Genomic DNA, 16,052 nt, shown 5'->3' on the forward strand with positions numbered 1-16,052 from the left:
TGCGCGAGCGGGGTGGAAAGAAGAGGGAAAAGGAAGAAGGAAGGGGGCACGGAGGCGGCGGGTGACGAGTGCGTCGGGAGGGTCAGGAGCCCTCGGCCTGGCCCGGCGGTCCTTCGAATTCGTCGACTTCGTCCTGCGCCAGATCGAGAAGAGGGAAATCGGAGGGCGTGTGACCGCCCGAGGCGGGCGCGTCGGTGTGCGCGGCCAGGCCGCACAGGAGCTCCACCCAGGTTCGGCCGAGCTCTTCGGCCTCGTCGTCCGTCACGAGGTGCGCGGGCCGGCCGAGAGTGACGGTGAGTTCCGGCCGTCCTCCTCCCGGGGCGTCCTGGACCATCGCGCCCGCGGCCAGAAGGTGGCACAGGGGTGTGTCGGGGTCTGCCGAGCCTCCGATGGCCGTCTCGCCCTGCAACTGCCAGGCACCGCCTGCGGAGGATGCACTGACGTCGGATGCGGACCCGTCCGTATGGCGGGCGAACCGGCCCATGTAGTTGAAGCCGATCTCGGGGGCGGGACGGGCACGGAGGACGGGTGCGGTCTCCGGGTTGAGGTGGCGGAGCAACTCGTAGCCGAGCCCGTCACCGCCAGGGACCGCGCGCAGCTGCTCCTTGACCGCCTTCAGCAGCGCACCCGCCGCAGGGCCGCCCGCGCGGGCCTCGACGAGGTCGATGCCCGAGGCGTCCAGGCGGACCGGGTGGGTGGCGGCGAACCAGCCGACCGTACGGGACAGATCCATGCCGCTGTCGCCGAGCGGCTCACGGCCGTGGCCCTCCACGTCGATCAGGAGGCCGGCGGCCGCCTCCGGCCGCCAGTGCGCGACCGCACCGGCCAGGGCGGCCAGCAGGACGTCTTCGACACCGCAGTGGAAGGCGGTCGGTGTCCTGCCGAGCAACGTCTCCGTCTCCTTCGGCGGCACCACCCAGGACTGCTGCCGCAAGGTGCCCACCGTGTCGATGCGCGAGTCCAACCCCCGCCGCGCGAGCGGGACTCGGGCCCCGGCCTCACCGAGCAGGCCCAGCCAGCCGTCGAGTTCCGCGACCCGCCCCTCATCGACAGCCTCCGCCGCCAACGACTCCGCCCAGCGCCGGAACGACGTACCCACCGGATCCAACTCCGGCACCCGCCCCCCGGCCACCGCCTCGCACGCCGCCCGCAGATCCGGCACCAGCACCCGCCACGACACACCGTCCACCACCAAGTGATGGACTACGAGAACTAGTTGACCGGGCCTGTCGTGTCCCGCGTCCACCCACACCGCCCGCACCATCGCGCCGGACACCGGATCCAGCCGCGCCGCCGCGTCCCGCGCGGCTCCGGCCGCCAGCCTCCGCACCGCGGCGGGCCCGGCCCCCACCGCATCCACGCGCGTCACCGACGAGGCCGCGTCGACCGACCCTCGCTCCCCCACCACGAACCGCGCCTCACCGGGAACGGTGCGGGCCCTCAACATGTCGTGCGTGTCCAGCACGGCCGCCAGACCCGCCACCAGAACATCCAGCCCGAGACCGCCCGGCACACCGAGAACCACCCACTGCGCGAACCCCGGCCGCGCCGCCCGCTCCCCTGACGCCCGCATGACCGGCGTCCACGGCACGTCGCCCACGCCGACGTCGACCTCCGGACGCGCCGCCTCGGGCACCTGCACGACGGCCGCCAGACCTTCCGGCGTCTTCTCCTCGAACACCTGCCGGGGCGTGATCACGAGCCCCGCGCGGCGCGCCCGCGAAGCCAGCTGCATCGAGCTGATCGAATCCCCGCCCAGCTCGAAGAACCCGTCCCCGACGCCGACCCGCTCCAACCCCAACACCTCGGCGAACAGCCCGCACAGCACGCGCTCGGTCTCCGTACGCGGCTCACGCCCCGTAACCCGCCCGGCGAAGTCCGGCGCGGGAAGCGCGCACCGGTCCACCTTCCCGTTCACCGTCAACGGCAACGCATCCAGCACCACCACCGCCGCCGGAACCATGTACTCCGGCAACCGCCCCGCCACATACACGCGCAACGCCCCGGCATCCACCTCACGCCCGCCGTCCGGCACCACATACCCGACCAGCCGCTTCTCACCGCCCGACACGTCCTGCCGAGCCACCACAACCACCTGACCGACCGCCTCATGCCCGGCCAGCACCGCCTCGACCTCACCCAGCTCCACCCGGAACCCGCGCACCTTCACCTGCTCATCCGCACGCCCCACGAACGACAACTGCCCGTCGTCCGTCCAACGGGCCAGATCCCCGGTCCGGTACATCCGCTCCCCGCCGCCGCCCCCGTCCCTGCCCTCGGCGAACGGGCACGCCACGAAACGCTCGGCCGTCAGATCCGACCGCCCCACATACCCACGGGCCACCCCGGGCCCGGCCACATACAGCTCCCCCGTCGCCCCGACCGGAACCGGGTGCAGGAAGCCGTCCAGGACGTAGGTCCGCACGTTGTCCAGCGGGCGGCCGATGGGCGGCGGCTCATCGGTGGACCCGGTCGTGGCGTCCACCGGTCCCGCGGTGGCCATCACGGTGGCTTCGGTCGGGCCGTAGGTGTTCCACAGTCGCGCCTGTGGCGTCCACCGGCTCGCGAGGTCGGCGGTGAGCAGCTCGGCGCCGAGGACCCAGTTGCGTACGCCCGGCACCGAGGCCGGATCCAGCACGCCCAGCAGGGAAGGCACCACGCTGGCCGTCGTCACCCCCGCCGACTCGATCATCGCTGCCAGCGCGGAGGGCTCGGCCCGCTCAGCGGCGGAAGCGATCGCCAACGTGCCGCCACCGGACAACGTCACCGCCACGTCCAGCACCGCCGCATCGAAACTGAACGACGCGAACTGCAACACCGAGACACCCTCGCCCACACCCAACACCGGACCCATCGCCGCCACCAGATTCGCCACGCCCCCATGCGCAACAGCCACACCCTTAGGGCGACCCGTCGAACCCGACGTATAGATCACATACGCAAGCTGGTCTCGGGTCGGCCGCCGACCGGGGGTGGACGGCGACTCGGCCTCCAGCGCCCCTGCGACGTCCGCGTCGTCCAGCAGCACCACGTGCGCCCCGCCCACAGGCACCGCCGCGAGGGAGTCCGCGACGCCCAGGACCACGGACGCACCGCTGTCGGCAAGCACGTAACCGAGGCGGTCCGGCGGATACTCCGGGTCCAGCGGGACAAACGCACCGCCCGCCTTCCACACCGCCAGCTCCGCAACGACCATGACGACACCCCGAGGCAGGCACAACCCCACCCGTAACTCGGGACCGATCCCCAGTGCCACCAGATACCGAGCCAGCCGATTCGCCCGCACCTCCAACTCCCCGTACGACAAAGCCTCCCCACCACACCGCACCGCCACCGCATCAGGCGCGTTCCGCGCATGGGCCGTGAACAGCTCAGGGACGAGGGTGTCCGGGTGGGACACAGCGGTGGTGTTCCACTCCCGGACGACGCGTTCGCGTTCCGGTGCGTCCAGGATGTCGACGCGGGCCGTCGGGGTCGTCGGGTCGGCCGCGATCTGTCGGAGGACACGGATGAGGCGCCGCCCCAGTTCGGCGGCCTTCTCCTGGGGGATGAGGTCCGGCCGGGACGTGACGTGCACGTGGAGGTGGCGGTCGGTGGCGAGGATGCCGAGGGTCACCGGGTAGTTGGTCGCCTGGTGGCCCGCCGACGCGGTGAAGACGGGCAGGTCGGCGGGGGTCGGGCGGACGGGCGGCGTGGGGTAGTTCTCGTAGACCACGAGGGTGTCGAAGACCGATCCGGGGCCCGCGAGCTTCTGGATCTCGGCGAGACCCAGGTGCTGGTGGGCGATGAGGGCGGAGCTGCGCTCCTGGAGGCCGGTCAGCAGCTCGGTCATGGGCTGCGCGCCGTCGAGACGTACGCGGACCGGGAGCGTGTTGATCAGCAGGCCGACCATCGACTCCACGCCCGGCAGTTCGGCGGGGCGGCCCGCGACAGTGGCACCGAAGACGACGTCCGTGCGCCCGGTGAGGCGGGCGAGGACCAGCGCCCACGCGCCCTGCACCAGCGTGTTCACGGTGAGACCGTGGGCGCGGCCCGTCTCCGTCAGGGCCCGTGTGTCCTCCTCGGACAGGCGCAGGGGTGTCTCTTCCGGCAGGACGAGCGCGCCGCTCGGGTCGGCCGGTGCCACGAGCGTCGGCTCGTCGGTTCCGGCCAGCTCCGCCCGCCATGCCGCGCGCGCGGCCTCCTTGTCCTGGCGTCCCAGCCACGCCAGGTATGCACCGTAGGAGGCCGCGCGCTTCAGTACGGACGGGCCGCCGCCCGCCTCGTACACCTGTGAGAGCTCGTTCAGGAGGACCGGCATCGACCAGCCGTCCATCAGGAGGTGGTGGGAGGTCACGACGAGGCGGTGGCGGTCCGTGCCGAGTCGGAGCAGGAGGAGGCGGAGCAGTGGGGGGACGGTCAGGTCCAGGCGCTGGTCGCGTTCCTGTGCGGCCAGTTTGCCGGCCTGGTCGGCCAGGTCCTGCGGCTCGGTGAGGTCCGAGAGGTCGACCTCACGCCAGGGCAGCGGCACGTTGCGGGTGATGAGCTGTACCGCCTCGCCGGACTTCCTGCGGTGGAAACTGGCCCGCAGCGCCGCGTGCCGGTCGAGCAGCGTCTCCCAGGAGGCGCGCAGCCGGTCCGGGTCCAGGGGGCCCGTCACCTCCAGGAGGAACTGGACGGCGTAGACGTCGGGGCCCCGGTCGTCGAAGTCCGCGTGGAACAGCAGCCCTTCCTGCAGTGGCGACAGGGGCCACACTTCGGCCAGGGCCGAGCCGTGGGCGGCGGTTGAAGACTTCACCGGGACAGGCCTCCCTCGAGCTTCGCTGCTATCGCTTGGAACTGGTCGACCTCGTCCTGCTCCAGGTCGAGGAGGTGGAAGTCGGACGGGGTGTGTCCGCCCGCGGCCGGGTCGTCGGTGTGGGCGGCGAGACCGGCGAGCAGCCGTACCCAGGTCCTGCCGATCCGCTCGACGTCGGCCTCGGCGAGGAGCCGTCGCGGCCGGCTGAGCGTGACGGTGAGTTCCGGGCCTTCCGGTGTGTCCCGGACGACCGCGATCCCCTCCAGTACGTGCGGGGCCGGTGTGTCCGAGCCGTCGGTGCCGCCGGCCCCGGCGGGTCCCGCGAGCTGCCAGGCACCGACCGCGGTTTCCGCCTCGGCCGCCGCGGCGAACCGGCCGAGGTAGTTGAAGCCGATCTCCGCCGCCGGTGCGGCCCGCAGAACCGGGGCCGTACGGGGGTTCAGATGGCGCAACAGGCCGTAGCCGAGTCCGTCGCCCGGGACCGCCCTCACCTGCTCCTTGACGGCCTTCACCAACGTACCGGCAGCCCTGCCACCGGCCATAGCGTCGTCCAGGTCCGCGCCGGTCACGTCGAGACGCACCGGATGCGAGCTCGTGAACCAGCCCACGGTCCGCAGCAGGTCGGTCCCGTCCAGCGGCTCGCGCCCGTGCCCCTCGATGTCGAGCAGCAGCCCGGATGCGGTGCCGGGCCGCCAGTGCGTCACCGCGCCCGCGAGGGTGGCGAGGAGCAGCTCGTGCACACCGCAGTGGAAGGCGGCCGGTGTCCGGCCGACCAGCGTCTCGACGTGCTCGGGCGGGACGGTCCACGAGCGGCGGCACAGGGTACGGGACGTGTCGACGGCCGGGTCCAACTGGCCGCCCCACATGGGCTGTTGCCGCTCTCCCAGCAAGGTCAGCCAGTCCGGCAGCTCCGCGAGCCGGGACTCGTCGGCCGCCTGCGCGGTCAGCAGTTCGGACCAGCGGCGGAAGGACGTGCCCACCGGGTCGAGCCGTGGTGTCCGGCCCGCGGCCGCCGCCTCGCACGCGGCGCGCAGGTCCGGGATCAGCACGCGCCAGGACACGCCATCCACCACGAGGTGGTGGGCGACGAGGACCACCCGGCCGGTGCGGTCCGGGCCCGCGTCCACCCATACCGCCCGCAGCATCGTTCCTGCCGCCGGGTCGAGCCCGCGGGCCGCTTCCCGTGCCGCCCGGCCTGCGATCTCGTCCAGGGTCCGCGGGTCGGAGGCGAGCTCGTCCAAAGCCCCGGTGTCGGAGACGCGTCCGTCCAGGACCCCGGCCCCGGTCCCGGCGGTGGCCGCGTCGACGCGGGACACCGCCGCCCCTGCCTCGACCGAGCCGCGCTCGCCGACGATCAGCTTCGGTTCGCCGGGCACCGTGCGGGCCCGCAGCATGTCGTGGGTGTCCAGGAGCGCGGCGACACCGGCCGTGAGGACGTCGAGGCCGAGCCCCGCCGGTACGCCCAACGTCATCCATTGGGTGAAGTCCGGGCCCACGACCTTCTCCCCGAAGGCCCGCATCACCGGCGTCCACGGCACCTCGCCGATGCCGACGTCGTCCGCCGCGGTCTCGTGTCCGGCTAGCTCGGCCACCTCCGCGAGACGTTCCGGCGTCTTCTCCTCGAAGACCTGCCGGGGCGTCACGACGAGACCCGCGCGGCGGGCCCGGGACACCAGCTGCATCGAGCTGATCGAGTCGCCGCCCAGCTCGAAGAAGCTGTCCTCGGCACCGACCCGGTCGAGCCCCAGCATGTCGGCGTACAGCGAGCAGAGGATCTCCTCGGTGGCGGTCCTCGGCTCCCGGCTCGTGACGCGGCCCGCGAAGTCGGGGGCGGGCAGCGCGGCCCGGTCGACCTTGCCGTTGGCGGTGCGGGGCAGGGCGTCCAGGACCACCACGGCCGTCGGCACCATGTACTCGGGGAGTACGCCGGTGACGTACTCGCGCACCGTCCGGCCGTCGACCGCTTCGCCGTCCGCGGCGACGTAGCCGACGAGGCGCCGCTCGCCCGGCCGGTCCTCCCTGATCGTCACGGCCGCGTGGTGCACCCCGGGGCAGCTCGCGAGGGCGGTCTCGATCTCGCCGGGCTCGATGCGGTGTCCCCGGATCTTGATCTGGTCGTCGGCGCGGCCGGCGAAGACGAGCTCACCCTCGTTGGTCCAGCGGACGACATCGCCGGTGCGGTACATCCGGCTGCCGGGACCGAACGGGTTCGCCACGAACCGCTGGGCGGACAGGCCCGCGCGGCCCAGGTAGCCGCGGGCGAGCCCGGCACCGGCGACGTAGAGCTCCCCCGCCACGCCCGCGGGCACGGGGCGCAGGGACGTGTCCAGGACGTACGCCTGGGTGTTGGAGACCGGGCGCCCGATCGGGGGCGGCCCTTCGCTGTCGCGGATCAGGGCGGTCGTCGAGATGATCGTCGACTCCGTGACCCCGTACTGGTTGTACATGGCGCGTCCGGTCGACCAGCGCCTGCGCACCTCCGCCGGCACGGCCTCGCCACCGGTGATGAGCAGGCCCAGGTCGGGCAGTTCTTCCGGTGGCATCTGCGAGAGGTAGGTCGGGGGGATCGCGGCGTGGGTGACGCGGCGGGTGCGCAGGAGACGGGACAGTTCGTCGCCGGAGATGTCGAGGCGGGTGGGGGCGAGCACGAGACGGCCGCCCGCGCACAGGGTGGGCCAGATGTCCGCCAGGGAGACGTCGAAGCTCGGCGAGACGAGTTGCAGGACCCGGCTGTCGGGGTCGATGGCGTAGCGCCGCACGTTCTCCGCGATGAGGTTGCGCAGGCCTTCGTGCGAGACAGTGACGCCTTTCGGGGTGCCGGTGGAACCCGAGGTGTAGATGACATACGCGGCATGCGACGGCAACAACACCCCCAACCGCTCCCCCTCCTCCAACGGACCCGGCGCACACCGCCCGATCTCCGCCGCCACCACCGGGTCATCCACCACCACGACCCGACCCCCGAACCCCTCCGGCACCACCCCCCGCGACCCCACCGTGCACACCACCACCGACGGACCCACATCACCCACCACAAACCCCACCCGCTCCACCGGATAACCCCCATCCACCGGAACGAACACACCCCCCGCCAACGACACCCCCAACAACGCCACCACCAAAGACACAGACCGCTCACCCACCACAGCCACCCGCACCTCAGGCCCCACACCCAACCCCACCAAAAACCGCGCCAACCGCCCCGCCCCCACCCCCAACTCCTCGTATGTCAAACGCACTTCACCCGACACCAACGCCACCCCACCCGACGACACACACACCTGCCGGGCGAACAACTCGGGGGCCAGTGCGTCCGAGACGGGTGCCGCCGTGTCGTTCCAGCTCCGCACGATCCGCGTGCGTTCGGCGGGTGCCAGGAGGTCGATCTCGCTGAGGCGGAGGTTCGGGTCGGCGGCGACCTGTTCCAGGACGCGGGCGAGCCGGTTCGCCAGGGAGAGGGCCGTGTCGTGGTCGAAGAGGTCGGTGGCGTAGAGGATCTCGCCGTCGAGGCCGGCAGGAGCTCCGTGTTCGTCGCGGCGTTCGACGACGGACACGGCCAGGTCGAACCGGGCGGCGAGTTCGGGCGGCAGGGGCGCCGGGCGGACGTCGACGCCCGGGAGGTCCCAGGTGACCTCGGGAATGTTCTGGAGGGCGAGCATGACTTGGAACAAGGGGTTGCGCGAGAGCGAGCGGGTCGGATTCAGCTCTTCGACGAGGCGCTCGAACGGGACGTCCTGATGGGCATACGCGGCCAGATCCGCGGTCCGCACCCGCTCAAGAAGCTCGGTGAACGTCGGATCACCACTCACATCGGCGCGCAGCACCAGCGTGTTCACGAAGAAGCCCGCAAGCTCCTCCAAAACCGCATCCTCACGGCCCGCGGTGGGCGTACCGACCGTGATGTCATCACCCGCACCCACACGGGACAACAGCAGGACGAGCGCGGCGTGTACGACCATGAACATCGTCGCCCGACCCTGCCCCGCCACCCCCACCAGCCGCGCATGCGTCTCCGCATCCGCCGCCACCGGCACCAACCGCCCCCGGAACGACGGCACCGCAGGACGCACCCGATCCACCGGCAGCAGCAACTCCTGTGGCAAGGCCTGCAACGTGTCGCGCCAGTAAGCCAGTTGACCGCTCAGAACACTCGCCGGGTCATCCAGCTCACCCAACACCTCCCGCTGCCACAACGCATAATCCGCATACTGCACCCGCAGCCCCGACCACCCCGGAGCCCGCCCCTCACACCGCGCCCCATACGCCGCCTCCAAATCCCTGGCCAACACCCCCATCGACCAGCCGTCCACCGCCACGTGATGCGCCACCACCGACAACACACACTCACCCACACCGGCCGTTACCAGGCACACCCGCCACGGCAGATCGGTGCGCAGGTCGAAGCCCGTCGCCAGCTGGGCGGCGAGCGTGCGGTCGATGCCGATGCCGGGGCCGTTGTCGGTCCCGTCCGCGTCCCGCACCTCGCCCTGCACCTCATCGACCCGCAGCACGGTCAGAGGTGGGCGTCCCGCGTCGCCATGCCTCACCTGCTGGTGGGGGACGCCGTCGATATCGGGGAAGACGGTCCGCAGGCTCTCGTGGCGATCCGCCACATCCCCGAGCGCCGCCTCCAGCGCCGCCACGTCCAGCAGACCGGAGATGCGTAACACCAGCGGCAGGTTGTACGCGGACGCCGCCCCCGGGACCGTCTCCTCCAACCGGTTCAAGAACCACATCCGCTGCTGAGCGAACGACAACGGCACCACATCCGGCCGCACCCGCACCGCCAACGCCGGACGGCCCCCCGCCGAACCCGCGGACTCACCCACCCACCGCGCCAACCCCGCAACCGTCGGCGCCCCGAACAACTCCCCGATCCCCACCTCAACATCCAGCACCGCTCGCACCCGAGCCACCAACCGCATCCCCGACAGCGAATCCCCACCCAGATCGAAGAAGCCGTCCTCGATCCCGACCCACTCCAGTCCGAGGACCTCCGCGAAGAGGCCGCACAGGATCTCCTCGGTCTGCGTCCTCGGTTCGCGCCGGGTGACGCGGGCGGCGAAGTCGGGGGCCGGGAGGGCGGCGCGGTCGAGCTTGCCGTTGACGGTGAGCGGCAGCGCGTCCAGGACCAGCACGGCCGCCGGCACCATGTACTCGGGCAGGGCTTCGGCCGCGTACGCGCGCAGTTCCTGGGGATCGATGTCGCAGCGTTGCCGTTGCTGTTGGCCCTCACGCAGTCGTTCGTTGGGCACGACGTAGGCGACCAGGTGTTTGTCGCTGCCCGGTCCGCCGTCCTGTCGGGCCATGACGACCGCCTGGCCCACCGCTTCGTGCCGGGTCAGCACCGCCTCGACCTCACCGGGCTCGACGCGGAACCCGCGTACCTTCACCTGGTCGTCCGCGCGTCCGGCGAACGACAGCTGCCCGTCTGTCGTCCAGCGGGCCAGGTCACCGGTGCGGTACATGCGCGGCCCGCCGCCGCCCCCGTCCTCGCCCTCGGCGAACGGGCACGCCACGAACCGCTCCGCCGTCAGGTCCGGGCGCCCCACATACCCTCGTGCGAGGCCCGGCCCCGCGATGTACAGCTCGCCGACGACCTTCGGCGGGACCGGGTGCAGGAACTCGTCCAGCACGTACAGCCGTACGTTCCCGAGCGGGCGTCCGATGGGCGGCGCCTCGTCGTCGGGCAGGATCCCGGCGTGCACGGGTCCCGCGGTGGTCATCACGGTGGCTTCGGTCGGGCCGTAGGTGTTCCACACGCGTGCCTGTGGCGTCCACCGGCTCGCGAGGTCGGCGGTCAGCAGCTCGGCGCCGAGGACCCAGTTGCGTACGCCAGGCACCGAGGCCGGATCCAGCACACCCAGCAGGGAAGGCACCACGCTGGCCGTCGTCACCCCCGCCGACTCGATCATCGCCGCCAGCGCGGAGGGCTCGGCCCGCTCAGCGGCGGAAGCGATCGCCAACGTGCCGCCACCGGACAACGTCACCGCCACGTCCAGCACCGCCGCATCGAAACTGAACGACGCGAACTGCAACACCGAGACACCCTCGCCCACACCCAGCACCGGACCCATCGCCGCCACCAGATTCGCCACGCCCCCATGCGCAACAGCCACACCCTTAGGGCGACCCGTCGAACCCGACGTATAGATCACATACGCAAGCTGGTCTCGGGTCGGCCGCCGACCGGGGGTGGACGGCGACTCGGCCTCCAGCGCCCCTGCGACGTCCGCGTCGTCCAGCAGCACCACGTGCGCCCCGCCCACGGGCACCGCCGCGAGGGAGTCCGCGACGCCCAGGACCACGGACGCCCCACTGTCGGCGAGCACGTAACCGAGACGGTCCGGCGGATACTCCGGGTCCAGCGGGACAAACGCACCGCCCGCCTTCCACACCGCCAGCTCCGCAACGACCATGACGACGCCCCGAGGCAGGCACAACCCCACCCGCGACTCGGGACCGACCCCCAGTGCCACCAGATACCGAGCCAGCCGGTTCGCCCGCACCTCCAACTCCCCGTACGTCAGGGACGTCTCGCCGCACCTCACTGCGACCGCCCCCGGCGCACGGGACGCGCACCCCTCGAAGAGTTCGGGCACCGACGCCTCCGGCACGTCGGTCGCCGTGTCGTTCCAGCGCCGCACGATCCGCATGCGCTCGGCGGGTGCCAGGAGGTCGATCTCACTGAGGCGGAGGTTCGGCTCGGCGGCGACCTGTTCCAGGACGCGGGCGAGCCGGTCCGCCAGGGACTGGGCCGTGTCGTGGTCGAAGAGGTCGGACGCGTAGAGGATCTCGCCGTCGAGGCCCGCCGGGACCCCGCGCTCGTCGCGGCGCTCCGTCAGGGTCACCGCCAGGTCGAAGCGTGCGGCCGGCGCCTTCATCGACGCGGAGCGCACCTCCACGCCTTGGAGCCGCCACCGCGGTTCGGGCACGTGGTCCAGGGCGAGCATCACCTGGAAGAGGGGGTTGCGGGACACCGACCGCGTCGGGTTCAGCTCTTCGACGAGGCGCTCGAAGGGGACGTCCTGATGGGCATACGCGGCCAGATCCGCGGTCCGCACCCGCTCAAGAAGCTCGGCGAACGTCGGATCACCACTCACATCGGCGCGCAGCACCAGCGTGTTCACGAAGAAGCCCGCCAGCTCCTCCAAAACCGCATCCTCACGGCCCGCGGTGGGCGTACCGACCGTGATGTCATCGCCCGCACCCAGACGGGACAACAGCAGGACGAGCGCGGCGTGTACGACCATGAACATCGTCGCCCGACCCTGCCCCGCCACCCCCACCAGCCGAGCGTGCGTCTCCGCGTCCGCCGCCACCGGCACCAACCGCCCCCGGAACGACGGCACGGCAGGACGCACCCGATCCACCGGCAACGTCAGTTCCTGCGACACCCCGGCCAAAGTGTCGCGCCAGTACGCCAGTTGACCGCTCAGGACACTCGCCGGGTCATCCAGCTCACCCAACACCTCCCGCTGCCACAACGCGTAATCCGCATACTGCACCCGCAGCCCCGACCACCCCGGAGCCCGCCCCTCACACCGCGCCCCGTAGGCCGCCTCCAAATCCCTGGCCAACACCCCCATCGACCAGCCGTCCACCGCCACGTGATGCGCCACCACCGACAACACACACTCACCCACACCGGCCGTCACCAGGCAGACGCGCCACGGCAGTTCGGTGCGCAGGTCGAAGCCGTGGCCCGCCTCCTCCGCCAGCACTTCCTCGGTCCGGGACGCGGTGCACTCCACGATCAGCAAGGGAGGCCGGCCCGCTTCCCCCTCCAGGACCTGCTGACGGGGAACGCCGTTCGTCTCGGGAAAGACCGTCCGGAGGCTCTCGTGCCGATCCGCGACGTCCCCGAGTGCCGCCTGCAACGCGATCGCGTCCAACGCGCCCGAGATCCGTAGGGTCACCGGCAGGTTGTACGCGGACGCCGCCCCCGGAACCGTCTCCTCCAACCGGTTCAAGAACCACATCCGCTGCTGAGCGAACGACAACGGCACCACATCCGGCCGCACCCGCACCGCCAACGCCGGACGGCCCCCCGCCGTGCCCGCACGCTCACCCACCCACCGCGCCAACCCCGCAACCGTCGGCGCCCCGAACAACTCCCCGATCCCCACCTCAACATCCAGCACCGCACGCACCCGAGCCACCAACCGCATCCCCGACAGCGAATCCCCACCCAGGTCGAAGAACGAGACGTCGGTGCCGACCCGGCCCAGGCCGAGGATCTCGCCGAAGAGTCCGCTCAGGACGTCCTCCACGGGGGTCGCGGGGCCGCGTACCGTCCCCGTGCCCGCGAAGTCGGGCGACGGCAGAGCAGCCCGGTCGAGCTTGCCGTTGACGGTGAGCGGCAGCGCGTCCAGGACCAGCACGGCCGCCGGCACCATGTACTCCGGCAGCCGCCCCGCCACGTATGCGCGCAGCGACTCGGCGGACACCGCACACCCGCCGCCGTCCGGCACGACGTAACCAACGAGCCGCTTCTCACCGCCCGGCACGTCCTGCCGCGCCACCACCACGGCCTGACCGACCCCCTCGTGCCCGGCGAGCACCGACTCCACCTCAGCCGGCTCCACCCGGAACCCACGGACCTTGACCTGCTCGTCCGCACGCCCCACGAACAGCAGCTCACCACCCGCCGTCCACCGCACCAAGTCACCCGTGCGGTACATCCGCCGCCCGACCCCATCACCGAACGGAGACGCCACGAAACGCTCCGCCGAAAGCCCCGGCCGCCCCGAGTAGCCCCGCGCCAGCCCCGACCCGGCGACGTACAACTCCCCCACCAGGCCGGCGGGCACCGGTTGCAGCGCCGCGTCGAGGACGTATGCCTGCCGGTTGGCCAGTGGGCGGCCGATGGGCAACGTCCGGCTCGCCTCCGCTTCCGGGCCCAGCAGGTGGGTGGTCGCGCAGAGGGTGATCTCCGTCGGCCCGTACAAGTGCCGTACGGCCACCTCAGGACAGGCCTCCCGCACCCGTGCGACCGCACCCGCGGGCACCACGTCCCCACCCGTCAACACCTCACGCAGACCCGCGAAGCACTCCGGCGACGCCTCCGCCAGCACCCGGAACATCCCCGCCGTCACATGCACCGCCGACACACCGTCACGAACTGCCGCTCGGATACGGCCTGCACCCACCGGCCCCGGACCCGCGACCACCACCCGGCCGCCCGCCACCAACGGCACCCACACCTCGAACAACGACACGTCAAACGCGTGAGGGGCATGCATCAGCACCGCGTCACCGGGAGTCAGCGACCATCCGGAGTCCCCGGCCAAGCCCGCCACGGAGCCGTGGGGCACCACCACCCCCTTCGGCACCCCCGACGACCCGGACGTGTACATCACATACGCCGCATCGCCGCCGCCCACCTCCACCGCAGGCCCGTCCGCACGGCACGCCGAGACAGCCGCACGGACACGCGGGTCGTCCACCACCACCCGCCGCCCGCCAAAGACCGCAGGGATCACACCGCGATACGCCTCCGTGCACACCACCGCTGCCGGCGCCGAGTCCTCCAGCAGAAGCGCCACCCGCTCCGCCGGATACTCCACATCCACCGGCACGAACGCCGCCCCCGCCCGCCACACCCCCAGCAACACCACGATCAGATCCACGGAACGCTCCATCACGACCGCGACACGGTCGCCCCGGACCACTCCTTGGTGCGCGAGATGCGACGCCAGGCGTCCCGCGGCGCGGTCCAACTCCACGTAGGTGAGGCGCTGTTCGCTGTCCTCCACCGCCACCGCGTCCGCCGACCAGGCGAGGTGGCGGGCCAGCAGCTTCGGCACGGAGTCCGCCGCGGGAGCGGACGGCCCTTCCGTGGCGTTCCAGCGATTCAGCACCTGGGCGCTCTCAGCCCCGTCCATCAGAGGTACCGCCCCGACCGGCAGCGACGGGTCGGCCGTCGATCGTTCCAGGAAGAACAGGAAGGCACCGAGTGCGGCCCGGAGCCAATCTCGTTCGTACAGCGCGGAGTTGGCCTCGAACGTGATCTCCATGTCCTGGCCCTCCGACGCACCGCTCACCAGCACGCCGAACTCCTCGACGCGGCGGCTCGACAGGTCGCGCACGACGGACCGGTGGCCGCCGAACGACAGGGTTTCGCCGGCCCTGGGCATGACGTTCACGTACGGCCCGAAGTGCCAGCGGTCGCCCGACGGCCAGTTGAGTTCGCGGCGCAGCCGTTCTCCTCGCATGCCCTGGTGGTCGAGGAGGGCGCCGATCTCCCCGTCCGTCGTCCGTGCGAGGTCCAGGAGGCTCGTGGCCGCGGTCACCGGGACGCGGAGCGGCAGGATGTTCGCCATCGTGCAGGGCGTGCGCCGGGCTCGGTCGCCGGTGCGGCCCGCTACGGGGAGGCTCAGGATCGCCTCGTCCGTTCCGCCGAGGCGGCCGACGAAGGCGGCGACCGCCGCGACGACGAGGCGTGGCCAGCTCGCCTCGGCGCGGGCGGCCGCCGCGCGCAGTGCCGCGACGGCGTGCGACGGCAGGTGGCCGGTCTCGCGCAGGATCTCGCCGTCGCTCACGCCGGGCGTGGCGTGGCCCGGGACGCCGGTCAGGTCGGGGCGGTCCGCGAAGCGCTCGTGCCAGTACCGCCGGTCGGTCTCGTGGCGTTCCGCAGTGCGGCGGGCCGATTCGTCCTCCAGCAGGGCGTGGAGCGGGGCGTGTCGTGCCGGGGGGTGGGGCCGTCCGGTGAGGAGCGCCGTGTAGATGTCCGCTGCGCGGTCGGCGAGCAGGGAGCAGCCGTAGGCGTCCATCAGGAGGTGGTCGTAGCGCTGGTACCAGATGTGGTGATCCGGGGCGAGGCGGAACAGTGCGTGACAGAAGAGGCGGTCGGCGTGGGAGGTGATCTCCTGGTCGAGTTCCGCCCGCATCCACGCCTCGGCGGCCTTCTTCGGGTTTTTGTGCGCGGTGAGGTCGTGGAAGTCGAGGAGGGGGCGTGGGCTGCTCAGGTCTCCGGATTTCGGGAGGGAGAACGTCATGTGCGCTCCGCCCGCGCCGTCGTCCTCGAATCGCGCGCGGAGGATTTCCGTCTCGTCCGTCAACTGCCGCAGCGCACGTTCGAACAGGTGCGGCTCGACGGGCCCGCTTATGTCGACGTACTGCCCGACGCTGTACAACCGGCGTGAGCCCGATACGCGTTGAGCCAGCCAGATTCCCTCCTGGGCCTCGAGGAGGGGCAGAGTGCGAGCAGCGTTGCCGTTCATCATTCCCCCTGGCCGAGCGGTGTCCCTCGGCTGTTCCATCTGTCCGGGCC

Annotated in this window: 2 protein-coding genes; both read right to left on the reverse strand. The window is 71.9% G+C overall.

The window, feature by feature from the left end; genetic code table 11:
• Positions 1–82: 82 nt before the first annotated feature.
• Complete coding sequence (locus DEJ48_RS03490) at positions 83–4,777, reverse strand: non-ribosomal peptide synthetase (protein WP_150214352.1); 4,695 nt, start codon at positions 4,775–4,777, stop codon at positions 83–85.
• Positions 4,774–16,041, reverse strand: a complete 11,268-nt coding sequence (locus DEJ48_RS03495) for a non-ribosomal peptide synthetase (RefSeq protein ID WP_150214354.1) — start codon at positions 16,039–16,041, stop codon at positions 4,774–4,776. Before DEJ48_RS03495 ends, DEJ48_RS03490 begins: the two co-directional genes overlap by 4 nt.
• Positions 16,042–16,052: the final 11 nt, after the last annotated feature.

This window comes from Streptomyces venezuelae (genome assembly GCF_008642315.1).
In the GTDB taxonomy this organism is placed as follows: domain Bacteria; phylum Actinomycetota; class Actinomycetes; order Streptomycetales; family Streptomycetaceae; genus Streptomyces; species Streptomyces venezuelae_D.

Bases quoted from the DNA above. Each gene is read 5' to 3' on its own strand.
- DEJ48_RS03495 (WP_150214354.1), bottom strand. From the start codon at position 16,041: ATGGAACAGCCGAGGGACACCGCTCGGCCAGGGGGAATGATGAACGGC.